Consider the following 22660-nt stretch of genomic DNA (forward strand, 5'->3'; position numbering starts at 1 on the left):
TTCAGCCCTTCTCCCGGGTGAGGAAGCGCTGTACCAGGGAGACGGCCAGCACCAGAACGAAGAAGACGAGTGAGATCGCGGAGGCGTACCCGGTCTGCTGCTGGGCGTAGCCGGTCTGCACGGCCTGGTAGACGACCGTGGTGGTGGAGTCCAGCGGTCCTCCTTGTGTCATCACGCTGATCTGCGCGAACAGACTGAACGCGGCGATGGTGATGGTGATGAGGACAAAGGTGCGGGTGGTGCGCAGGCCGGGCCAGGTCACATATCTGAAGCGCGCCCAGCGGGTTGCCCCATCGATGTCGGCTGCCTCGTAGAGGTCCTGCGGAATGGTCTGGAGACCGGCCAGCCAGATGATCATGTGGAAGCCGACGCCCTGCCATACGGACATGAAGATGACGGCGGGCATCGCCGTGGACGGGTCGTTCAGCCAGTCCGGCCCGTGTACATGGCCCAGCGTGAGCCGGGAGATGAGCTGGTTGACCAGCCCCGTCCGCTGGTACAGGAAGGCCCACAGGATGGACACCACCACCATCGAGGTGACGACCGGGACGAAATAGATGGTGCGGAAGAAGTTGACGCCCTTCACCTTGGCGTTCACCAGCAGCGCGAGCACCAGTGCCAGCCCGCCCTGTACGGGGACGACGACTGCCGCGAAGTAGAAGGTGTTGCGCAATGATGTGAAGAACAGCGGGTCGGCCAGGAGAGTGCGGAAGTTCTGAAGGCCCGTGAACTGTGCCGGGGTCGGGGACACCAGACGGGCATTGGTGAACGCCAGCGCGAAGGCCAGCACCACCGGGATGACGAAGAACAACAGCAGGAGGACGACGGCGGGGCTCACCATGCCGAGGGCGGTGAGAGCCTCCCTGAGCCGAGCGCGCCGTTGAGGTGCCCGCCGGGGCGGCGGTGTACCGGTGGCGGTGCCGGACTGGGCGGAGGGTGCGGACAGGGTGCTGGTCATGGGATATCCAGGCAGGTATATGGCCCGGCGGAGGCGGAGAGGGCTCGGAGGACGACCACATCCGCCGGGACGTGGCGGAGGGGGTCAGCTGCCGGTGGAGTAATTGCTGGTCGCCAGGTTTCTGTCGATCTGGCTGACCGCCCGGTCCAGAGCGCTCTTGGTATCGGCTCCGGCGAGGATGTCCCGAGCCGCCTTGGCGAACACCGTGGAGACATAGGGGTAGGCCGGGGTGGCGGGCCGGGCCACGGCCAGCTTCCGCGCTTCCCGCAGGAAGAAGCTGAACCGGCCACCCGGTTCGTAGCCCTTCACCCGGGCCGCTGCCGCCTTGGTCGCGGGGATCGTGCCGGTGGCCTCGGCGAAGTCCGTGAAGTACTTGGTCTGCCGGGAGAAGTTCAGATAGGCCTGGGCGCCGGCCTTGTTGGAGCAGGTCGAGCTCATGCCCCACTGCCAGGAAGCTGCGCCGATCTTCGCCCCCTCGCCGAAGTCGACCGGCGGGAGCACCGCCAGGTCCTTGCCGAACTTCTTGCTGTTGGCCGCGGCGGACCAGCTGCCGTCCCACTGGATGGCGGTCTCGCCGTTGCGGAAGTCGTCCCCGGGGCTCTTCCCCGACTTCTGCGGTATGTAGTTCTTCGTGACCAGCGAGCGGAACCACTTGCCCCACGCGATGGCCTTGGCACCGTTGAGCTCGCCCTCGGCGGTCTTGTACGTCGAGCGGTCGATGAGGTCCCCGCCGAAGCTCTGCAGCATCGGGGAATAGGCGTAGGTCCACCACTCACCGGGGTCACCCGTGCCGAGGTCCAAGGGGTGGGTGAACGAGCCGCTCGCCTTGAGCTTGGCCAGCGCGTCCATGAACTCGGTCTTGGTCCAGGGCCGGTCGAGCGAAGGGATGCGGATGTGGTACTTCTTCAGTACCGACCTGCGGGAGTACATGGCCAACGCGACGTCGTAGAAGCCGAACGCATAACTCTTGTCCTGGTACTCACCGACCGTGCCGGGGAGCTGGTCGGACACGGCGACTTTGCCCTGGGAGAGGTCCAGTGGTGCGAGGTATCCGCCCCAGGCCCAGTTGGGCACGTTGGGACCGTCGACATCGAGGATGCAGGGAAGCTTCCTGGCGGAGGCGGCCGCGACCACCGAGTCGTTGTAGGAGCCCTGCGGGAACGACTGGATCTTGACCTTGTACTTTCCCTGACTGGCGTTGAAGTCCCTGACGACCCGCTTGACCACCGCGTACTCGGCGGCGTTGCCGGCGTTGTGCGTCCACAGCGTGAGGGTGTCGCCGTCCGCGCCCGATGAGCCGGTCCCGCCGCCTGCGCCGCAGCCGGCCACGAGTGCCGCCGCGGTGAGGGCGGCTAGACTCGGCACCGCGAGGCGCCTGGTTCTCGATTCCACGAGGTTCCTCCAATTTCACTGGGCACGGTCCGGCCAGACCGTGCCGACAGCCGGTCACGCAACCGGCCGTATCGGTGATGCTTCGCCGTTCCGGGGTCAGAGTCGGGGCGGCGAAGCGACCGATGCCCGTGCCGTCAGAGGGCAGGGCAGCATTTCCTGCGCGGCCGGACCAGTCGCCCGGTCCGAGGCGCCGGTGAGCGCGAGCAGCTGTGCGACCGCCCGCGCCCCCATCTCGTAGTGCGGCAGGGCCATGGTGGTGAGTCCGGGGAACATGCCGTCGCAGATCAGTTCCTGGTTGTCGAATCCGATGACCGACAGATCGGAGGGGATGGACAGTCCCAGTCCGGCGGCCGCGTGATAGGCGCCCATCGCCATCCGGTCGGCGAAGCAGAACAACGCGGTGGGTCGTGCCCTCGCCCGCAGCAGGCCGAGCGCCGCGCGGTGGCCACCGGCGGCGTCGGCGGTCTCGGCCACCACGAGGTCGGGGTCGTAGGCGATACCGGCCTCGGCGAGGGCGCGACGGTAGCCTTCCAGACGCCCGTGTGTGGCCGGGATGTCGTCGGCGTTGTTGATGAAGCCGATACGGCGGTGGCCGTGGCGCAGCAGCTCACGCACCGCCGCCATCCCGCCCTGGACCTCGTCCGGTACCACCGAGGGCACGGCCGGGTCGTCCGACCTCGCATCCAGCAACACCGTGGGCACCGAGCGCAACCGTTCCGGCAGCTCCACGACCCGGTGATACATCGAGGCGTACAGCACCCCGTCGACCTGGCGCTGGAGCAGCAGATCGATCTCCTTGCGCTCCAGCTCCGGATCGCCCCCGGTGTTCAGCATGAGCAGCACCAGGCCGTGCTTCGCGGCCTCCTCCTGGGCTCCCAGGATGATCCGTCCGGCGTGGGGGGTGGTGGCGATCTGATCACTGACGAAACCCACGGTGTTCGACCGCCTCAGCCGCAGCCCGCGCGCCAGGCCATTGGGCGCGTATCCCAGCTGCTCGGCCGTCTCGAGAACGCGCTGACGCGTCTCCGCGTTGATCCGCTTGCCTGCGACCTCGTTCAGGATGTGGGACACGGTAGTGGCCGAGACTCCGGCGGCTGTCGCCACGTCCTTGATCCCGATCCGCCTGCCCATGTCGTGCCCAATCGTTTTGGCAACTGATTGCTGGATGAGCCTGCGCCCTCGGCGGCACCCCTGTCAACAGCCCGTCATGAACTCGTGGTCGTGCGATACCGGCACCCCGCCCGCGAAGGATGGTGGCAGTGGGAGTGGCGATCCGGGCGCCGGCCGCCCCTGGATCGCCCGGCACCGGGCTGATGCCCGTGCCGACCAAGCGCCCGGCTGAATGAGCCGCCGGTTCCGACCTTGAGGATGTCGCCGCCTGGCTCGTCCTTCAGCTTGCGTACGGCATCGATGAAAGCTGCTCGAACTGGCCGGACCACCTCGTGGAGAGCCAGGTCTGGGGTGTGCTGATCCGTCCGTCCAGGGTGATCACCGCCTGCTCGATGATCTTCCGCATGGTCACCGCTCCTTGCTGTCGGATGGGTGGGGTCAACGTGTCGGAGTGAAGCCGGGCAGGCGCCGTGGAACTCATCGGTTCGGCCGACCGTGACACCACTCGCCGAAACCCGCCGGCCTGCGCATTGGCGACGGGACCTGCCGGTGGCATGGTCGCCCGGTCCTGCCTTGCCGCGGACGTCGGAACAGTGTGACGAATGGTCCCTTCGGGGGAATGCCCGTCGCCGCGATGGACCTCCTGGACGGGCTGCGCCTTACTGGGGTGGCACGTGCTCAGCCGCGAACGCAGTCGGAATCCCGGCGTGAACGGACCGGACCACCCCCGCCCCCACTCGACACTCCTTCACGGGAGTGCGTCGCGATGACACCGGCTGCCCGGTGCCCTCCGGGGCGTACGAAGCGAGGCGCCATCGGTCGCCTCTCCTCTCCTCACCCACGGAGATCACGCGTAAGCACCTGAATCCCATCGACCTGTACAGGGAGGACCCATGATGTGGAGAGCCAAGGCCCCTTCCGGGCCGCGCAAACGATCCGGACGGCGCTGGGCGTCGTTGGCGGGCGTGGTGACGCTGGGCGGCGCCGCTCTGGTGGCGGTGCCCGCGGCGGGGCCCGCGTACGCCGCGGCGGTGCCGTGCAATGACGCGGCGCTGGTGTCGGCGGTGGCCGGAGTGGCCGCCACGGGCGGGTCGTTGAGCCTGGCGCCCGGCTGTACCTACACCCTGACGGCAGCGGACAACCCCGACAACGGACTGGCGGTCATCACCGGTTCGGTCAGCATCACCGGCAACGGTGCCACCATCCAGCGGAGTTCCACGGCCCCCATGTTCCGGATCTTCGAGGTGGGCAGCGGCGGCACCCTGTCGCTCACCAGCCTCACCCTCCGGGGCGGCAACGTCAACGGACAGGGGGCGGGCGCCCTCGTCAACGGCGGCGGCACCCTGAACACCACCCGAACCAGGTTCATCAACAACATCACCGTCGGCAACGGCGACGGCGGCGGCGTCAGCGTTCTCACCAGTGGCACCAGCACCTCGAACGGCGACACGTACACCGACAACGTCGGCTTCCACGGCGGGGCCATCAACTCCGACGGCACATCCACGATCTCCAATGCCACCATCACCGGCAACCGGGGTGTCGAGGGCGGGGGCGTCAACAACGACAGCCCCGCCTCCAACATCACGATCTCCGGCAGTACTTTCACCCGCAACGTCGTCAACGGATCCAGCGGGGACGGCGGGGCCGCAGACTTCGACGGCGGTACCGTCAAGATCTCGAACAGCGCGTTCAGCCTCAACACCACCACCAGGACGACCACGGGCGGCTTCGCCGGGGCCATCTACAACAACGCGGACCTGACCCTGACGGGCTCTCTGGTCACTCGCAACACCCTGACGACCGCGGGCACCGGGGCCGAGGGCGGAGGTTTGTACAACGACGGCGACCTGACCCTGGTGAACACCACGGTCAACGCCAACTCCGTCAACGGGAACGCGGACAACGACTCCGGTGGCATCTACAACGACGGCACCCTGACGCTCCAGCGCTCCACCGTGAATGCGAACACCGTCGCCAACGGCTTCGCGGGAGGCATCTTCAACGACAACGGTACCCTCACCGCGACCGGCAGCACCATTAGCGGAAACACCTCCAGCGACGCACCCGGCGGCCTCTCCAACGACGGTGGCACCGTCACACTGACCGGTTCGTTCATCGGTGGCAACACCCCCACGAACTGCGCCGGCAGCCCGACACCCGTCCCGGGCTGCGTCGGCTGACTCCCCAGCTCCGAGGGGCAATCAGCCGGGAGGCCGACGGGCTGCAGCAGTCCGTCGGACCTCCGTCCGTCCCATGAGGCCGTGCAGCGGGTCACGACACCACGCGGAACCGATCCGGTGGTGAAGCCTCATGAGGAGCAGTCAACTGCCATGCACCGCACTGGACATCGCATCCTCCATCGCCCTCTCCTCGACCAGCACCACCTCAAGTGAGCGCGGTCCGTGCACGCCCTCGACACGGGCCAGCTCGATGTCGCTGGTCGCGGAGGGGCCCGAGATCCATGTCTGAGGGCGTGTCGGATCCAGCCGGGCCAGGGCCCGTGGGACGGATGCCACCACCTGCCCGGCCTCGACCACGCAGATGTGGTGATCGGGCAGGAGGGTCAGGACGCGGCGTCCCTGACCGGGCCCTGCGTCGAGCACAACGGTACCCGTCTCCGCGATGGCCAGCGCACAGCCGGTCACCACGGTGTCGATCGTGTTCAGCCGTGCTGCGGTGGCCTCCGGCCCGTCGATCACACGTCCGACGCCCGTTGACTCCGCCAGCCATACCTCCGGCAGGTCGGCCGGGTGGGCCACGGTGCTCGAACCGCGAGCCGCGAGCAGTTCCGCGATGAGCGACGGCAGTGCACCGGGCTCGGAGCGGTGGACGACGGCACGATAGTCGGCCAGGTTCTCGGCGAGAAGGTCGAGCATGCCCGGCCGGTCCCCGGGGTGGTGGACGTCCACGTAGTCGCGCGGCACCGGGTGGTCCGCCGGGGCCTCGCCGTCCGGTACGTCCACGAGGGCGTTCCGTACGCGGGCGATGACGCGGTCTCGGCTGTCGGTCGTCATCGGGTGGCCTCCGGGGAATCGGGGGCGACGTCCTCGGCGCCGCGCCCGCGGCGTTCCGCCGTCCACCAGTCACGGAAGGACCGCGGAGCAATCGAGGGCAGGTCCCGGCTCCGGCTCCAGGCTCTGGCCGGCCCGGGGAAGGGCAACCGCCGCGGATGCAGTCGCCGGGTGCGGGCGGCGGTGCGGGCCGCGGCGGCATAGAGAGCCGGGCGGTCCAGCAGGCGGCTCGCGGCCTTGACCACCGCCCGCTCCGCCCGGTGCCCCCTTCCCTGCTCCGCCACACGTTCGCGCAGGTGGACCAGGACCTCGGGGATGTCGATGGCCACCGGGCACACCTCGTAGCAGGCCCCGCACAGGGACGACGCGTACGGCAGCGAAGCGTCCACCTCGTTCCGCAGCCCCCGGAGCTGAGGGGTGAGGATGGCGCCGATCGGGCCCGGGTACGGGGAGCCATAGGCATGGCCGCCGGCCCGTTCGTACACCGGGCAGACGTTGAGACAGGCCGAGCAGCGAATGCAACGCAGGGCCTGGCGGCCGACCTCGTCGGCGAGGGTGTCGGTGCGGCCGTTGTCGAGCAGTACGAGATGGAACTCCGACGGGCCGTCATCCGCGGTGGTCCCGGTCCAGGTCGAGGTGTAGGGGTTCATCCGTTCCGCGGTGGAGGACCGGGGCAGTGTCTGGAGGAAGACTTCCAGGTCCCGCGCGGTGGGCACGACCTTCTCGATGCCGACGACCGAGATCAGGGTCTCGGGGAGGGTCAGGCACATCCGGCCGTTTCCCTCGGACTCCACGACGACCAGCGTGCCGGTCTCCGCTATCAGGAAGTTCGCCCCGGAAACCGCCACCTTGGCATTCAGGAATTTCTCCCGCAGATGCGATCTGGCGGCCTCCGCGAGATCCGCCGGATCGTCCGACAGCCCCTCCGGAGCGGGCTTGCCCCAGTCTCCCATGGAAGTGGCGAAGATCTGGCGGATCTCCTCCCGGTTCCGGTGGATCGCCGGTACCAGGATGTGGGACGGCAGGTCGTCGCCGAGTTGTACGATCAGCTCGGCCAAGTCCGTCTCGCAAGCGGTGATGCCCTCGGCGGCCAGCGCCTGGTTGAGTCCGATCTCTTGCGTGGCCATGGACTTGACCTTGACAACCTCCCGGACCCCCTTGGCCTTGACCAGGTCGGCGACGATCCGGTTGGCCTCCGCGGCGTCGGCAGCCCAGTGCACCACCCCTCCCGCCGCGGTGACCGCCCGCTCGGCTTGCAGCAGATAGTGGTCGAGGTGGCGCAGGGTCCGATCCTTGATGTGTTTTCCGGCGTCACGCAGTTGCGCCCAGTCGTCGAGTTCGGCGACGGCGGCGGCTCGTTTGTCCCGGATGCTGTGGGTGGCTCGGGTGAGGTTCGCGCGCAGTCGTGTGTCCTGCGTGGTGACGGCCGCCGCCCGGGGGAAGGCGGGCATGCCCAGATAGGTGCGGCTCATGAGGAGGTCTTCCGTTCGGTGTCGACGAGTTCGGTGCCGACGAGGATCTCGGCGAGGTGAAGGGGGACGATCGGATCGCTCCGACGATGCAGAATGCCGCCGAGATGCATCAGGCAGGAGTTGTCCGCCCCGCAGAGCGTGTGGGCTCCGGTGGCGACCGCCTGGCGGACCTTGTCCTCACCCATGGCGGCGGACACGGCCGCGTTCTTCACGGCGAAGGTCCCGCCGAAGCCGCAACACTCCTCGGCACCGGGTAGTTCGAGGAGGGTGAGCCCCCGCACCGCTCGCAGCAGCCGCAGGGGGCGGTCGCCGAGGCCGAGCATCCGCAGTCCGTGACAGGACGGGTGATAGGTGACGGTGTGCGGGTAGTGGGCGCCGACATCGGTGACACCGAGGACGTCGACCAGGAACTCGGTGAACTCGTACACCCGGGGCACCAGCCCGGCCGCGGCCTCGGCGAGTGCGGCACCGCGCCCTTCTGCCACCGCCCTGGCGCCGATGCGCGGATAGTTGTCACGCACCATGGCGGCACAGGAACCCGACGGTGTGACCACGTAGTCATACCCGGCGAAGGCTGCGGCCGTCCGGCGCACCAGGGGTTCGGTCTCTCGCCGGTACCCGGTGTTGTACTGCGGCTGTCCACAGCAGGTCTGTCCGGTGGGGAAGTCCACCGTGAGCCCCAGCCTCTCCAGGACGGTCACCACCGCCCGTCCGGTGCCGGGGTAGAGGGTGTCGTTGACACAGGTGACGAAGAGGGCGATGCGCATCGCGGCTTTCCCGGAGTCGGTGGCCGGCCACGGAGCGGGCCGGGGCGTGTGAGCGGTCATGGATGACGTGCGGCGCGTCGCGGTCATGGGAGCATCCCTGCGAGCGGTCCGGCCTGGAGGGCGACCAGGGTGCACAGGACGAGCAGGAGGAGCACGCTCCACTTCAGTGCGGCGCGGAACAGCTCCGATTCCCGGCCGGCCATGCCGACCGCCGTGGCCGCGACGGCGAGGTTCTGCGGGCTGATCATCTTGCCGACGACACCTCCCGAGGTGTTGGCGGCGACCAACAGGGTCTCGCTCAGGCCGGCCTTGTGCGCGGCACTTTGCTGAAGGGTCGCGAACAGGGCGTTGGCGGAGGTGTCGGAGCCGGTCACCGCGGTGCCGAGCCAGCCGAGCACCGGCGAGAGGAAGGCGAACGCCGTGCCCGCCCCGGCGATCCAGGAACCGATGACCAGCGTCTGGCCCGACAGGTTCATCACGTAGGCGAGAGCGAGGACCGACGCGACGGTCAGAACCGCCCAGCGAAGCCGTACCGCGACGGCGGCGAACTCGCGGACCACCGTGTGCGGACGCATCCGGTACGTCACGGCGACGATCAGACCGGACACCAGCAGGAGGGTGCCCGGGGAGGAGAGCCAAGGGAGGGAGAAGACGGTGCTGGAGGCGGGCTGACCGGTGACTCCGAGTACATGGCCGTGCAGGCCCGGCCACTCGACCGTGAGGTCGCTGTCGGCGAGGAAGTCCTTGGCCGGGGACCAGAGCTTCGCCACCGCGAAGACCGCGATCACGATCAGGTACGGCAGGAAGGCCATGGTGTAGCGCCCTCTGCGGCTCCCGTCCGTCCCGGGGCGGTCCACGGGGCTCATGTGGTTCTCGGGCGCGAGGCGGTCGGCGCCGTGTTCCGCGCGCATTGCGGCCGTGGCCTCCGCGCCACCGCGGGGCTGCCAGACCCGGAGGAAGAGCACCAGGGCGACCAGACCGGAGAGCGAGGCGATCACATCGGTGAGCTCGACCGACAGATGCGTGGCACTGATGAACTGGGCGACCGCGAAGACCACGCCGCACACCAGAGCGGCCGGCCAGGTCTGGCGTATCCCACGACGGCCGTCTACCAGGGCTACCAGCAGGAGCGGGACGAACGCGGCGAGGAGCGGAGTCTGGTGTCCCACCACCGCGCCGATCTCGGTGTACGGGATCTTGGTGAGGTTTCCCGCAGTGATGATCGGGATCGCCATCGCACCGAAGGCCACCGGGGCGGTGTTGGCGACCAGTACGGTGATCGCCGCGCGGAGCGGGGTGAAGCCGAGCGCCAGCAGCATGACTCCTGTGATGGCGACCGGCGCGCCGAAGCCCGCCAGAGCCTCGAGTAGCCCGCCGAAACAGAAGGCGATGATCACCGCCTGGATGCGCGGATCATCGCTGAGCAGGCCGAACGCCTCGCGAAGATCTTCGAAGCGACCGCTGACGACGGTGAGCTGATAGACCCAGATCGCCGTGAGCAGGATCCACGCGATCGGGAAGAGGCCGAAGGCGGTGCCTTCGCTCGCCGCCAGCAGGGTGTGCTGGACCGGCATGCCGAAACCGGCCACCGCGACGACGGCGGCCACGAGTAGCGCGGCGAGGCCGGCCCAATGGGCCTTGAGCCTCAACCAGCCGAGCAGCAGGAACAGGGTGAGCAGGGGCAGAGCAGCGACGAGCGCCGACACTGCGGCGCTGTCTGCAACGGGATTCAGGGTGGGTTGGTACACGGCGACGCTCGCTGGGGTGAGGTGAGGAGAGGGGGGAGTCACGCAGGGAGGGCTTGGTCAGACCATAGATTGGTACGCAGAGGCTAGGTTTCGTCCAGAGCCATGTCCAGGGGTCCGTGCGGATTCTTTTCTTTGGTCAGACCATGAAGAGAGGCGCAATGTAAGATCACGGCGGATACGCGCGGAATGAGGGCCGTACGCGTACTCGCAGTACCGACGGGGACCCACGGACGGGGCGGAGAATTCCTGATGGCAGAGGCAGGCACCTGGGAACCGGTGCCACGTACGCGCACCTATGAGCTGGTGCTCGCCCGGATCGAGGAGCAGATCCTGGCCGGTGCGCTACGCGTCGGCGACCGACTTCCACCCGAGCGTGAGCTGGTCGAACTGCTCGGGGTGAGCCGCGCCGCCATCCGCGAGGCCCTCAGGGTGCTGGAGGCGCAGGGCGTGCTCCGCTCCCGGGTCGGCACCGGCCCGGATTCGGGCAGTGTCATCGCCGCGATGCCCGGCGCCGCGCTCGGTCAGGTCCTGCGTCTGCACATGGCCCTGGCCAACTTCCCGGTGGGTGACGTCTTCGAGACGCGCGCCGCCTTGGAACGCTCGAGCGCCCGTCTGGCGGCGGAGCGGGCCGGCGACGACGACCTCGCCCGGCTGCGGGAGCCGCTGCTGCGGATGGACGATCCGGATCTGCCGCGGGAGCGGTTCAACGACCACGACACCGACTTCCACGTCTTGCTCGCCGAGGCAGGTGGCAACCGCCTGATGGCCGACATGACCATCGCCGTCCGCAGCGCGGCCCGTCACGTGATCCTCAAGGCGTTCCACCGGCAGGAGGAGTGGGAGCCGATCATGGCCCGACTGCGTGCGGAGCACCATGCCATCTACGACGCGGTGGCCGCCAAGAACGCCGATCTCGCCGGTGAGTTGGTGGAGGCACACGTGCGAGGCTTCTGCCGGGTGATCACCGAGCAGGAGGAGGAGCCGGACCAGGGCGGGGCCTAGAGGCCGGGCGTTCTTGCGCCGTCGCTGGGCGGAGACGGCTCGGCCACCCCCCGGGGAACCGCGGCCGGAGCGAGACCTCGATGTGTTCTCCGCTCGGAACGATCCCGCCAGCACCTTTGCGGCACCTGGGCCACGGTCCGGGCCCGGTCGGTGGTGGCGCGGCGTACGCGGCGCCGAGCGTTCGTATGCTGACCCGCGGTGGCGCGGGACGGACGGGCGGGCGGTGCGGTCGGTGGCGACATTTGTGCTGGTGCACGGGGCGATGCACGGGGGCTGGTGCTGGGCCCCGGTACGCCGGAGACTCACCGCGGCCGGGCACGAGGTGTTCACTCCCAGCCTGACCGGACAGGGCGAACGGCGTGATGCGCTCACTCCCGCGATCGGTCTGTTGACCCATGTACGTGACCTCACCGAACTGTTGTGGTTCGAGGACCTCACCGAGGTGCATCTGGTGCTGCACAGCTACGCCGGTGTGCTCGCGGGTCCGCTCGCCGAGGCCGTCGGTGAACGGCTGGCCTCGCTGACCTTCCTCGCGGCCTTCGTCGTGGAGCCGGGGGAGTGTCTGCTGGACGTGGAGCCGCCCGAGGTCGCCGGCGGCTACCGGCGGACCGCCCGGGAGCGGGGTGAGGGGTGGTTCCTCCCACCGGCACCCGCCTTCCTGGAACAGTGGGGTATCCCGGACGACCGGCGCTCCCACGTGGGTGAGCGGCTGACGGCCTTTCCGCTGCGGTGCCAGACCGATGCCGCGCACTACGACCCCGCGCCGCTCGCGGCTCTTCCCGCCACCTACATCCGGCACACCCGGCCACCGCTGGAGAGTCTCGACCGGTCCTACGACCGTGCGGTGCGGGCGGGTTGGGACATCCGGGAGATCGCCTGCGGACATGACGTCATACTGGCCGAGCCCGGGCGGACGGCGGCGATGCTGGAGTCGATCGCGAGCGGCTAGGCCATGGCCGGGGGAGTGTGCTCCTCCGGCGTTGCCATCCGCAGTCCGCGGCTCACCGCCTGCCGGTCGTCGATCCCGATGCGGCGGAGGAGGGCCCAGCGGTCGAGGAAGGTGCGGGCATCCTCCGGGTCATAAGCCGCTGGAGGGAGCCGGGGCAGACGTCTGCGGCCGGTTTCGTCCAGCCGGTAGGGGACGGTGAACGCCGTGTCCCACTCGGTGAGGTGTGCCGCGAAGCGCCTCGGCCTCCGCGGCAGCGGTCCCCAGATACTGGGCGATCTCCGCCCAGCAACTTCCGCGCTCGCGCTCGTAGACCACGGCCGAGGCAAGGGCCCGTTCCGCGAGTTCGACGAGCTGGAGGGCCTGGCTCACCCGGCCGCCGGGCCCGCAGTCAGGATCGTTCCCGGTGGCCACCAGGCCGCCGGCACTGTCGGCGACGTCCACGGCCTCGTCGCACAGCACCAGGCGGGCCAGGGCCTCGCGGGTGAAGCGGGCACGGTCGGCGTCATAGGGGGTCGTCTCCGTCACGGCCACAGCATGGCAGGGCGGATCTGCCGACGACATCCGATTTCACGCGGGGGCGTGCCATCGGACCGCGCCGGGGTCCGCCGCGTCCCCGCGTCCGCACCTCCGGCCGATCCGGCGTGGGTGTCACGTCCCCAGCCGCTCCTGCCACCGCCGGAACTCGGCCACCGGGTCCCCGTCCCGCCACCACGGCCACTGGGTCACCCGGCCGCCCAGCAGCTTGAAGACGTCTCCGGCCTCATGCTTCCGGTTGGCGGTGATGAGGGCGTACGCCAGGAGGTTCAGATCGGCCAGGGCCGCGGCGTGGTGGAAGAAACCCGGCTTCCGCCAGGTGTCGTACGCCCGGTCCAGCGCCTGGGACACCGCGGGCTGGGACCAGTGGTTGCGGGCGAGGAGGGCTTCCATCCCGCCCCGGTCCAGCACCGTGTGGTACTGCATGACGTGGGCGGTCAGCTCCACCGCGGCACACGGCGCGTTCGCGGGCATCTGGGCGCGCATGCCGTCGATGAACTCCAGCACGTGCATATGGGAGCCGCCCTCGTCGGGCGAGAGGAACTCGAGCATGCTCATATGGGCTTCGCGATGCCACCGGTCGCGCGACAGCAGCTCCTGCCACAGCGCGAACACGTCCGCGCGAGGATAGCGCTCCAGGCGGTAGACACCCAGCATCACCACCCATGGTGTGGGGTCGTGCTGATTGAGCTCGACGGCCCGGTGGCACGCCTCCAGCACCGCGGCGGCATCGGGCGTCGCGCCCTGGCTCTGGCCGCGGACGAGCTGGACCCAGGCGTGGAGCACCAGGGCGTCCGGGTTGTCCGGTTCGCGGCCGGCCCAGTCGGACGCGAGGTTCGAGTCGGACAGCGCATGGGCCAGCACCGAGACGCGATGGGCCCGGCGGTCCCAGTCGCCCGGGCTCCGCTTCAGCACGCCGCTCACCCGGGCCGCGCCCAGCTCCGCGGCGCCGATGGTCCCCCAGGCGCTCGAGTCGCGCAGCATTTTCACGAGCTTGCCCAGCTCCCCGTCGTCGAGTTCAGGAGTGAGGCGCGCTCCATTACGGCGAAGAGAAAACAGAGGCATGATCGCAAGGCTATGAGTACAGCGCCGCAGGGCAAGCCATCGGCGGAGATCGTTATCCCACGCATATCTACGGGGCGGTCGGCCATCCGGATGGTGAGATCTCGCGAGGGGCGCTTGACACATACGGCGATGCCGGTGGGGCGACGCGGGGGAACCCCGGGGTCCGGGACCCAGCCGCGCGGCCGGTTCCGGCGTCGCTACGCGGAGTCTCCGCGCGGGTACGCCCCCAGGGCCTGATGGCGCTGGTCGATGAGATCGACACACTCGGGGATACCGGGCACCGGCTCGCCGACGGAGTCCCGTATCAGCTTGATCGCGTGCACGTTGTGGTCGATGTCCAGGAGCCGGTCCACCGCGGCACGGGTCGGTGCCGGAAGTCTGTCCCACAGCGCGTTGTCCATGACGCCATCCAAGCTCGGGGGCTGGTGGCGCCGCACCCGGTTTCCAGGCCGGGTGCGGGCCGCCGCTGGGGGGATCGGCTCACTGCTCGGGGGCCGGCGGCCCGCCGTAGCCGTGGGCCGAGAGGTCGAACCAGTTGCCCTCGGGGTCCATCGCCCGGTACTCGGCGAAGGGACGGTTGGTGTGGCGTTCGGCGGGCGCCGCCGCACCGGCGGCCCGCAGCCGTTCGGCCGTGACATCGGTGTCCGCGACCTGGAACCCGAAGTGGTTCATGCCCACAGGCACATCACCGTCGAGACGGTGGGCGATCAGGGCGAGGGTGAGATATCCGTCGCTGAGGAAACAGCTGCCGTCCGGGTCCCGGTGGAAGACCTCCATGTCGAAGACGTCCGTGTAGAACGCGGCGAGCTTCTCGGGGTCGCGGGCGACCATGGCCAGATGGCGGAGTGTGGGCTTGCTCATGGGAAGGGGGCTCTCCTCGGTGTGGGGGTTCACGGCGTGTGCTGGTTCACGACGTGCGGGGCGGGCGCAGCGGCACCATGTTGTGGAAGGCGGTGACGGTCCACCGGCCGGTGGTGGTGTCGCGCTGCACCACGGCGAGGGCGTGGGTGTCGGCCAGCGGCCTTCCGTCCGGTCCGGTCACCGTCGACTCGGCGTCGACCGTGGCGATGTCCGGGTGCGGATACCGGATCTGCCGTACCCGGGCGGTCAGTGTCGACCCGCGGTACGCACCGTCGAACAGCGCCGTGTGTCCTTCGGCGATCCCGGCGCGGCCCGCCGGTTTGTCGCCCCTGACGGTGGTGAAGTCACAGTCCTCGGAGAAGTTCTCGGCGAAACCGGTGGCGTCTCCGTGTGCCCAGCACTCGGCCATGTTCCGCCACAGCGCGGTGATGTGTTCGTCGGACGGCGCCATCAGCACACCACCGCCTCGGCCTCCAGGGACCGGGGATCTCCGGGGACGGCCCGGACGCGCAACGGGAGTTCATGACATCCGGCACCGGGGTCACCGGGCGGTGGCGGGGCCCAGGCCGCGAGGGCGTGGTAGAGCGCCCCGCCACGGCGTTCCAGGTAGCAGATGATGTTGACCGGCCATGCCGTGGAGGCGAAGACGTAGTCGTCCATGGGCGTCGGGCGTTCGCTCAGCGTCATCGAACGCTCCTGTGGGGGCCCGATCCTGTGCCAGTCGGGATGCATATGGATCGAGCCCAGGAGCTCCAGTCCCTCGGCCTCCGCCTCGCGGGAGGCGCGCAGCAGATCGCGGGAGTCGACCCACCAGCCGCGGGACTCGTTCTCGTACATGGACCCGTACGTCGGCACGATCGACTCGGCGAACTCGCGGCGTGCGGCGGGGTCGCGGACACGTGCGTTACCCGCGAAGGCGAGGCGTTCGACGTGGATGACGCCGTCCTCCTCGGTGCCCACGAGAAGGGCGAAGCAGGGCAGCGGTTCCTGAGGGGTGATGCGGTCGTACTCGGCGCTGGCGGCGACCAGGAACGCGGTCAGCGCCTGATCGTCCATCAGCACGGTGGGGGGTGGTGCAGCTGTGTACACGCTGGATAAGCGCATGACGAACAGCCCTCCGAGGGTGAGCCTGGCGGGTGAACGGCCGTGGTGCGGCGGTGGCCGAGGTGGCAGGACGCTATCCAAAAAGTTCTTGAGACTTCAAGATGTATGCCTTGTCGAGGCTGTGGATTCCCGGTCCGACGGGTGCGGGCCGGGAGGCTCGGGGGCTCGCGCGGGCAGCCCTCACGGTGCGGCCGAGTGCGGCGGCGCGGTCCTCGGTACGACGCTTGAGGCGGCGGCGTTCGAGTCCGGCGCGGAGGCGAATGCCTGACCGACGGGTGGCTGTCTCGGTGCGCGGCTGCCGGGGCGGGGCGCTGTGTGCTGCGCAACAGCGTTGTCAGCAGGAGGAGTTGGAGGGGCGCGGGCGAGACGGCGCCAGTGTGTGCTGCCGAGCCGGGCGGCCATTCTGAGCAGCGCCCGCGGGTGGCACCATGGCCGAGCCGTCGGCGGGGAGAGAAATGGTGCGGTACGGGGCGATGCCGGGCACTCGTCGGCGGCGACGGCGAGGCGTGCCGGCGGGCGCGCCGTCGGCGGGAGAGGGGGAGGGGGAAACCGGAGAAGCGGGGAAACGGAGGCGCTCCGCCGTCCCGTGCGCCATGGACGCGGTCGGGAGCGGCGGAGCGCGGCCGCGTCTCAGATGCCGAACTCCGCGGAGGACAGTCCGAGCGTGCCGCACACCTCGCGCAGGATCTGCTCCTCGGCGGGCGCCACATAGCCGTCCGCACCGGCCACCACGAGGCCCGTCTGGACCACGGCTCGGGCCTCGGCGGGCTTCTTCGCCGCCTTCGCCACCTCCTGGAGGGCCTCCGCCTTGCCGCGGGCGAAGTCCGTCATCATCAGGTCCACGTGCTTGTTGAACCGGGTGCGCAGCTGCTCGGGCGGGAAGTTCTGCAGCACGTCGTTGGAGAGGATCAGTGATTCGACGTGCTGCCGCTCGGCGGGGTCGACCTGTCCGTCGGCCGCTGCCACCAAGGCGCACACGGCCATGCTGGCGTCGCGGTAGGCGCCGCTCTTCAGCTCGGTCTTGAGCGAGGAGAGCTGTGTCTTGAGCACGCCGACGAGCTGGGCCTTGGACCCGCCACGCGAGCCGGAGCTCCCGTGCCCTCCGGAGCCCCCGTGCCCCTGGCCGCTCCGCTGCTGCTGGAGGGCCTTGGCCTGGTCCTTGAGCCGATCAAAAATCGCCACTGCTGCCACCTCGGCTTCGCCGCGTCCTTCGTCATCGGACACGTGTCGTCACATGTCACCCCGGCAACGTACACGGGCGTCACCGAGTTCCTTGCCGCGCCGGGCCCGCGTTCCCCCCGGCCCCGGCCGGAGCCGTGCCCCCGGCCTCAGCCGAGCGTGTCCCACTGATTCTGGAACGTCTTCCTGAGATCCACGGTCTCGGCCCTGGTGGGGGTGCGGGAGGGCACTGGCTTGCCGAACTCGCTGAAGTCCCACGTATTCGCCCAAGAGGTCTCCTTGGCGTCCCGGATCCTCAAGGGGAGGGGCTTTCCTTCCAGGGCGACAAAGACGGTGACCTTACGGAACCCGTGGGACGTCACGGCGAGGGCCTTCCGGCCGCCGATCTCGACCACCGAGCCCTTGGTGGCGCCCTCGCCCTCCCACGCGTCATGGGATTCCCGGAGCACCTCCTCGGCGTCGCGGCACCCTCCGAGGCGGGCGGTCAGGTCGAACGCTCTGGCGTAGCCGTACTTGCCCTTGAGCTTCTCGGTCACCCCCGGGCCCACTTCCAGGTTCCACAGACTGGTGTCGGTCTTGACCCAGGCCATGTCACCCCGCTTGATCGTCTCGTTCCTGGGCCCGAGGCGCACCTGTCCGTCGGTCTTCTGTCCACCCTCTCTCGAGGTGGCGGTGCAGTTGCCGGACATGTCGACCCGCGCATCCGCCGTCTGCCCCAGCACGGACGACGTCTTCCGTATGCGGACCGTTTCCGCGTCCTGGAGCGCGTTCCTGGCCTTGGCCAGCACGGTCTTGGCGGGCAGTTTCTCGATACCGGACCGGGCCGGTGAGGGCGACGCGTCACGGGAGCTGCTCTTGCCGCCCGGCCCGGTGTTCGACTCCGTCCCGCAGGCGGCCGTGAGGAGGGCCAGTGAGACGGCGGACGCGCTCACGACCGTGTGGCGCGCGAGGGTCTTCAGCATGCTTGGTTCCTGTTCTCCGTCGTTCAGCGTGATGTGGTGCGGCGCGATGGCGATGGTGGTGGCTTCTACGGATACACGAACCGCCGGGGTAGGGGTGACCTGGGGTTTTTCCCTAGTGCGCGGCGCGAAAGGGGCATCTGTGCCGCCTTCCGGCGGCCATGTCTTACGAGATGGTGACGCACTCAGCCGAGACCGCCTTCCGGCGTGCGACTGTTGCCAGACTCTGGCGCCAACGGGGCGCCCTACGACCTGCGTACGGCGCCTGGCCCCGGAACCCGATGGAAGCGAGCACCTGATGAGGCAACGGCACAAAGTGAACGGCACGCGGCGTAAAGCCCTGTTCGGGCTCGCCGGGCTGGTGCTCGGAGGGGGCGGGCTGGTAGCCATCAACGTGGGAGCCAACGCCAGCAACTCCGGTGAACCGAGCGCCGGTGGTGTGATCTGCCCCGAGGTGAAGGACAGGCTGGGAGACGTTCCCCGGGCGGCGTCCGCGGAGGTGGGGCGCAGCCTGGAGCTGATGCGGCGGGACATCGAGACCGCGGACACCAGGCTCTCGGAGCAGGGCGTGTCCTCCCGCACCGTCCTCGACCCGCTGCTCGCCAAGCGATCGGCCATCCTGGAGCGGATCGAGATAGCCGTCGAACGGACCGGCGCCGAGCGTCCGAAGGACCTCCAGAGCCTCGCGGCCTGTACGGTCGGGGGTACGACGACCGCACCGGGCGGCAGCGGGGAACAGAGCCCCCAGCAGACGCCCGCAACGGGCACACCGCAGCCCACCGGCACACCGCAGCCCACCGGCGGACCCGCGCCGGAGGACTTCGTGGACATCACCAGGGTCCAGCCCAATGTGCGGCCGGTGGCCAACGGCCGCGCGGCGTCCAAGGGCGCGTTCCGCACCCGGTGCGGTGTCAACAAGGCGGGCCGGTTCAACTCGGACAACGTCATCGTGGCCCCGGGCGTGAGCAACGGCGCCCACCACACCCATGACTACGTCGGGGCCATCGGTGTGGACGCCTTCACCGATGACCGTTCCCTGGCCGCGTCCCGGACCACCTGCACCAACGGTGACCGGTCCACCTACTACTGGCCGGTGCTGCGGGACCGCGACGGCGTCCAGGAGTCGGACGCCGACAAGCAGGGTGGCGGTGCCGAGGGGAACACCGGGAAGATCCTCACCCCCGCGCGCGTCTCACTGCAGTTCATCGGCAATCCGAACGCCAAGGTCACCGCCATGCCGCGGTTCCTGCGCATCATCACCGGTGACGCCAAGGCCAACGCCAACGGCGGCGCCAACGCCAACGCCCGTTTCACCTGCACCGGGTTCGAGAACAAGGTCGAGCTGCGCGACAAGTACCCGATCTGCCCGAAGGGCAGCGATCTGATGCGTGTGGCGAAGTTCCAGAACTGCTGGGACGGCAAGAACACCGACAGCGCCAACCACCGCTCACACGTCGCCTTCGCCGACGAGCGTGGTGCGTGTCCTGCGGGCTTCCGGCCGATCCCGCAGCTGGTGCAGCGGGTGACCTACAAGGGGCTCGCCGGTTCGACCGCGTTCGCCATCGACAGCTTCCCCGAGTCGTTGCACAAGCCGGTCACCGACCACGGCGACTTCATCAACGCCATGTCGAAGAAGCTGATGAAGAAGGCCGTCAGCTGCATCAACTCCGGCCGCCGCTGCGGCTGAGACAGGTCGCGGACAGCTCCGGGGACCGACCGTCCCCGGAGCGACGCCGTACGAGCGGTGTCGTCCGCGCCGGAGGAACGTGCGGCAAGCCGGGGAGGACCGTTCGGGTGACGCGATCCGCCTCCCGCCCCACGGCCACACCGCCGCGTGGTCGGCCACCGCCGGCGCCGTTACGGTCATCCCGAGGGCGGAGGTGGCTGATGCAGGTGGGACTGCACGCGCTCGGCATCGGGAACGGCGCGCGACCGCGGATCATCCGCGCGGTGGCGCAGGCCGCCGAAGCACACGGCTTCGCGACCCTGTGGGCGGGTGAACACATCGTCATGGTCGACACCCCGTCCTCCCGCTACCCCTACTCCGACGACGGCCGGATCGCCGTCCCCGCCGACGCGGACTGGCTCGACCCCCTGCTCGCGCTGACCTTCGCCGCGGCGGTGACCACCCGGATCGGTCTGGCCACCGGCATTCTGCTGCTCCCCGAGCACAACCCGGTCGCCGTGGCCAAACAGGCGGCGACGCTCGATGTGCTCTCCGCCGGGCGGTTGACCCTGGGGGTCGGTGTCGGCTGGTCCGCCGAGGAGTTCGCCGCGCTCGGCGTCCCCTTCGCCCATCGCGGCCGCCGCACCGCGGAGTACGTCGCCGTCATGCGCACCCTCTGGGACCGTGATGTGGCCTCGTTCGAGGGGGAGTTCACCCGCTTCGACGGGATCCGGGTCAACCCCAAACCGGTGCGTGACCGGCGGATCCCGGTCGTGGTGGGCGGGAACAGCGACGCGGCACTGCGCCGGGTCGCCGCCTTCGGGGACGGCTGGTACGGCTTCAACCTCCCCGCGGAGGCCGTCGGCGAACGCGTCCGGGCCCTCCGGGAATACTGCGCGAGTCACCACCGCCCGGCCACGGAGCCCACCGTCGCCGTCGCCCTGAGCGATGGCGGCCCCGGTCTGCTGCCCGCTCTGGCCGATGCGGGGGTGACCGAACTGGTGGTGGTCGGAGCGCCACCGGCCACCCCGGACGCGGCCACCGTGTGGGTGGCCGGGCTCGCCGACCGCTGGATCACATCGCCGGGGTGACGCCCGCGAGCGGTTACGGTTCGATCAGGCCGACGCGGATCGCGTACCGGGTGAGCTCCAGCCGGTCCTTCAGACCCAGCTTCTGCAGGAGGTTGGCGCGGTGGCGCTCCACGGTCTTGACGCTGATGACCAGCAGACCGGCGATCTCCTGGGAGCTGTGCCCCTCGGCGACGAGTTTGAGGATCTCCTCCTCGCGTTCGGTGATGGCCCGCTCCGGGATGTCCTCGCCCTCCCTGGCGCGGTGGAGGTAGTTGCGGATCAGGGCGTTCACGGCGCCGGGGTAGAGGAAGGGTTCGCCGCGCATGGTGGCGCGGCAGGCTTCGACGAGATCGCGGTCGGCCACGGACTTCAGTACATAGCCCGAGGCTCCGGCCGCCAGCGCTTCGAAGAAGTACTGCTCGTTGTCGTACATGGTCAGGATGAGCACCCGGGTTCCGGGCTGGACGCGGGAGAGCTCGCGCGCCGCCTGCAGACCCGTCAGCCGTGGCATGGCGATATCGAGGATGGCCAGGTCGGGGCGGTGGGCGCGGGCGGCCTCGACGGCCTCGGCGCCGTCGGCCGCCTCGGCGACGACGGTGAGATCGGGTTCGCCCTCGAGGATGAGGCGGACTCCCCGGCGGACCAGGGCGTGGTCGTCCGCCAGCAGGATGCGGGTCTCGTTCGCCTCGGACACGGTCATCGGCTCCGGTGGTGGGTGGGGACGGCCAGTCTGACGTCGGTGCCGCGCTCGGCGCCGGTCCCCAGTGTCAGGTCGGCGCCGATGAGCAGCGCACGTTCGCGCATACCGCGGATACCGGCGCCTTCCGCGGCGTCCCGGAGGCCGTGGCCGTCGTCGTGGACACACAGTTCGATGCCCTCGGGGGTGCGGGTGAGCGCGAGCTCGACGCGGTGGGCGCCTGAGTGGCGGGCGGCGTTGGTCAGGCTCTCCTGCGCGACGCGGTAGAGGACGAGCTCGGTGTCCTTGTCCAGCTGCGGCAGATCGCCGTCGATGCGGTGGCGCACGTCCAGGGCGGAGCTGCCGAACTCGTCGGTGAGGGCTTTCAGCGCACTGGTCAGACCCAGCTCCTCCAGCACCCCGGGGCGCAGCCGGCGGGCGATGCGGCGGATCTCGTCCAGACTGGTGCGGGTGGTCTCCTGGACCTCGTGGAGTTCCTCGCGCACCGCGGGTGGTGCGTGGACGGCCACCCGCTTCAGGTCCAGCAGGACGGCGGTCAGTGTCTGGCCGACCTCGTCGTGGAGCTCCTGGGCGATCCGGTGGCGTTCGGCCTCCTGGGCGGACAGGGCACGCGCGGCGCTGGTGGCGCGCTCGGCCTCAAACCGGTCGAGCATGGCGTTGAACGTCCTGATCAGCTCGGCCACCTCGCTGTGCCCGCCAGCGGCCGGGCGCCGTCCGGGGCGCAGCAGATCGGTGGTGGTCATCGCCCAGGTGAGCCGTTGCAGCGGTGCGAGCCCGATGCGCAGCAGCACACCGTTGGCGATGAGCATCACGGCCAGCCCGGCCAGCAGGATGCCCGCCTCGGTCAGCAGCACGGGTGTGGACACCGTGACCGGGCCGAGCAGCAGCGCGGTGGCCACGATCAGGATCACGGCGTTGAGCAGGAAGATCCGCCAGAACAGGGGCATTGCGGGCTGCCTCCTTCCGGTGGCCGCCTTCTTCCACTATGGCCGTCACGGCCATCCTGGGGCCGTGCGCATCGGTGGCCGCACCCAGGGGGCGGACATCCGGATGGGAGGCGGCCGCCCGCCGATATGGGTGCTGCCACCGATACCGGGGCACGGGGGTTCCATG

General features: G+C 69.7%; 23 protein-coding genes. 5 read left to right on the forward strand and 18 right to left on the reverse strand.

The window, feature by feature from the left end; translation table 11 throughout:
- Position 1 precedes the first annotated feature (1 nt).
- The 4 genes from AC07FT_RS22150 to AC07FT_RS22165 form a co-directional block, all read right to left on the reverse strand.
- On the reverse strand, positions 2 to 958 hold the full coding sequence (locus tag AC07FT_RS22150; protein WP_479177743.1) for a carbohydrate ABC transporter permease: 957 nt from the start codon (positions 956 to 958) through the stop codon (positions 2 to 4).
- 84 nt (positions 959 to 1042) lie between these two features.
- Complete coding sequence (locus AC07FT_RS22155; protein WP_479177744.1) at positions 1043 to 2323, reverse strand: extracellular solute-binding protein; 1281 nt, start codon at positions 2321 to 2323, stop codon at positions 1043 to 1045.
- A 123-nt stretch (positions 2324 to 2446) separates the two neighbouring features.
- Positions 2447 to 3481, reverse strand: a complete 1035-nt coding sequence (locus tag AC07FT_RS22160; protein WP_479177745.1) for a LacI family DNA-binding transcriptional regulator — start codon at positions 3479 to 3481, stop codon at positions 2447 to 2449.
- 259 nt (positions 3482 to 3740) lie between these two features.
- Positions 3741 to 3866, reverse strand: coding sequence for a hypothetical protein (locus tag AC07FT_RS22165; protein ID WP_479177746.1), 126 nt, complete (start codon positions 3864 to 3866; stop codon positions 3741 to 3743).
- A 487-nt stretch (positions 3867 to 4353) separates the two neighbouring features.
- Between AC07FT_RS22165 and AC07FT_RS22170 the strand changes: the two genes are divergently transcribed.
- Complete coding sequence (locus tag AC07FT_RS22170; protein WP_479177747.1) at positions 4354 to 5643, forward strand: autotransporter outer membrane beta-barrel domain-containing protein; 1290 nt, start codon at positions 4354 to 4356, stop codon at positions 5641 to 5643.
- Between the two features lie 141 nt (positions 5644 to 5784).
- Here the strand turns inward: AC07FT_RS22170 and AC07FT_RS22175 are convergent, their stop codons facing one another.
- From AC07FT_RS22175 to AC07FT_RS22190, 4 genes are all read right to left on the reverse strand, one after another.
- Positions 5785 to 6477, reverse strand: a complete 693-nt coding sequence (locus tag AC07FT_RS22175; protein ID WP_479177748.1) for a LutC/YkgG family protein — start codon at positions 6475 to 6477, stop codon at positions 5785 to 5787.
- Entirely contained in the window at positions 6474 to 7946 is a 1473-nt protein-coding gene (locus tag AC07FT_RS22180; RefSeq protein WP_479177749.1) for a lactate utilization protein B, read from the reverse strand. Before AC07FT_RS22180 ends, AC07FT_RS22175 begins: the two co-directional genes overlap by 4 nt.
- A complete protein-coding gene (locus AC07FT_RS22185; protein WP_479177750.1) occupies positions 7943 to 8713 on the reverse strand; it encodes a (Fe-S)-binding protein in 771 nt (256 codons plus the stop codon). Before AC07FT_RS22185 ends, AC07FT_RS22180 begins: the two co-directional genes overlap by 4 nt.
- Before the next feature lie 83 nt (positions 8714 to 8796).
- A complete protein-coding gene (locus AC07FT_RS22190) occupies positions 8797 to 10461 on the reverse strand; it encodes an L-lactate permease (protein WP_479177751.1) in 1665 nt (554 codons plus the stop codon).
- A 249-nt stretch (positions 10462 to 10710) separates the two neighbouring features.
- On the opposite strand from AC07FT_RS22190, the gene AC07FT_RS22195 reads away from it, so the two are divergent.
- The gene (locus AC07FT_RS22195; protein ID WP_479177752.1) at positions 10711 to 11463 is read left to right on the forward strand and encodes a FadR/GntR family transcriptional regulator; all 753 of its coding nucleotides are present in this window, start codon (positions 10711 to 10713) and stop codon (positions 11461 to 11463) included.
- Between the two features lie 232 nt (positions 11464 to 11695).
- Positions 11696 to 12412, forward strand: coding sequence for an alpha/beta fold hydrolase (locus AC07FT_RS22200; RefSeq protein WP_479177753.1), 717 nt, complete (start codon positions 11696 to 11698; stop codon positions 12410 to 12412).
- A gap of 129 nt (positions 12413 to 12541) precedes the next feature.
- Here AC07FT_RS22200 and AC07FT_RS22205 read toward each other — a convergent pair whose 3' ends face one another.
- From AC07FT_RS22205 to AC07FT_RS22240, 8 genes are all read right to left on the reverse strand, one after another.
- Positions 12542 to 12937, reverse strand: a complete 396-nt coding sequence (locus AC07FT_RS22205; protein ID WP_479177754.1) for a hypothetical protein — start codon at positions 12935 to 12937, stop codon at positions 12542 to 12544.
- Between the two features lie 123 nt (positions 12938 to 13060).
- Positions 13061 to 14011, reverse strand: a complete 951-nt coding sequence (locus AC07FT_RS22210; protein ID WP_479177755.1) for a tetratricopeptide repeat protein — start codon at positions 14009 to 14011, stop codon at positions 13061 to 13063.
- 197 nt (positions 14012 to 14208) lie between these two features.
- Positions 14209 to 14412: a hypothetical protein gene (locus tag AC07FT_RS22215; RefSeq protein ID WP_479177756.1), complete on the reverse strand. Its 204-nt coding sequence runs from the start codon at positions 14410 to 14412 to the stop codon at positions 14209 to 14211.
- A gap of 79 nt (positions 14413 to 14491) precedes the next feature.
- A complete protein-coding gene (locus AC07FT_RS22220; protein ID WP_479177757.1) occupies positions 14492 to 14872 on the reverse strand; it encodes a VOC family protein in 381 nt (126 codons plus the stop codon).
- A 46-nt stretch (positions 14873 to 14918) separates the two neighbouring features.
- The gene (locus tag AC07FT_RS22225) at positions 14919 to 15323 is read right to left on the reverse strand and encodes an SgcJ/EcaC family oxidoreductase (RefSeq protein ID WP_479177758.1); all 405 of its coding nucleotides are present in this window, start codon (positions 15321 to 15323) and stop codon (positions 14919 to 14921) included.
- Positions 15323 to 15928, reverse strand: coding sequence for an MPN domain-containing protein (locus AC07FT_RS22230; RefSeq protein WP_479177778.1), 606 nt, complete (start codon positions 15926 to 15928; stop codon positions 15323 to 15325). Before AC07FT_RS22230 ends, AC07FT_RS22225 begins: the two co-directional genes overlap by 1 nt.
- A gap of 678 nt (positions 15929 to 16606) precedes the next feature.
- Entirely contained in the window at positions 16607 to 17158 is a 552-nt protein-coding gene (locus tag AC07FT_RS22235; protein ID WP_479177759.1) for a tellurite resistance TerB family protein, read from the reverse strand.
- A 146-nt stretch (positions 17159 to 17304) separates the two neighbouring features.
- Positions 17305 to 18117, reverse strand: a complete 813-nt coding sequence (locus AC07FT_RS22240; RefSeq protein ID WP_479177760.1) for a hypothetical protein — start codon at positions 18115 to 18117, stop codon at positions 17305 to 17307.
- 313 nt (positions 18118 to 18430) lie between these two features.
- Between AC07FT_RS22240 and AC07FT_RS22245 the strand changes: the two genes are divergently transcribed.
- Together AC07FT_RS22245 and AC07FT_RS22250 are read left to right on the forward strand one after the other, a co-directional pair.
- Positions 18431 to 19801, forward strand: a complete 1371-nt coding sequence (locus tag AC07FT_RS22245; RefSeq protein ID WP_479177761.1) for a DUF1996 domain-containing protein — start codon at positions 18431 to 18433, stop codon at positions 19799 to 19801.
- 200 nt (positions 19802 to 20001) lie between these two features.
- The gene (locus AC07FT_RS22250; protein WP_479177762.1) at positions 20002 to 20871 is read left to right on the forward strand and encodes an LLM class F420-dependent oxidoreductase; all 870 of its coding nucleotides are present in this window, start codon (positions 20002 to 20004) and stop codon (positions 20869 to 20871) included.
- Positions 20872 to 20884: 13 nt separating this feature from the next.
- On the opposite strand, the gene AC07FT_RS22255 is transcribed toward AC07FT_RS22250, so the two are convergent.
- Both AC07FT_RS22255 and AC07FT_RS22260 read right to left on the reverse strand, forming a co-directional pair.
- Positions 20885 to 21550 carry a response regulator gene (locus AC07FT_RS22255; protein WP_479177763.1) on the reverse strand — a complete coding sequence of 222 codons (666 nt, stop codon included), beginning with the start codon at positions 21548 to 21550 and terminating at the stop codon, positions 20885 to 20887.
- On the reverse strand, positions 21547 to 22494 hold the full coding sequence (locus AC07FT_RS22260; protein ID WP_479177764.1) for a HAMP domain-containing sensor histidine kinase: 948 nt from the start codon (positions 22492 to 22494) through the stop codon (positions 21547 to 21549). Before AC07FT_RS22260 ends, AC07FT_RS22255 begins: the two co-directional genes overlap by 4 nt.
- Positions 22495 to 22660 lie beyond the last annotated feature (166 nt).

Source organism: Streptomyces sp. NPDC045899, from assembly GCF_056431485.1.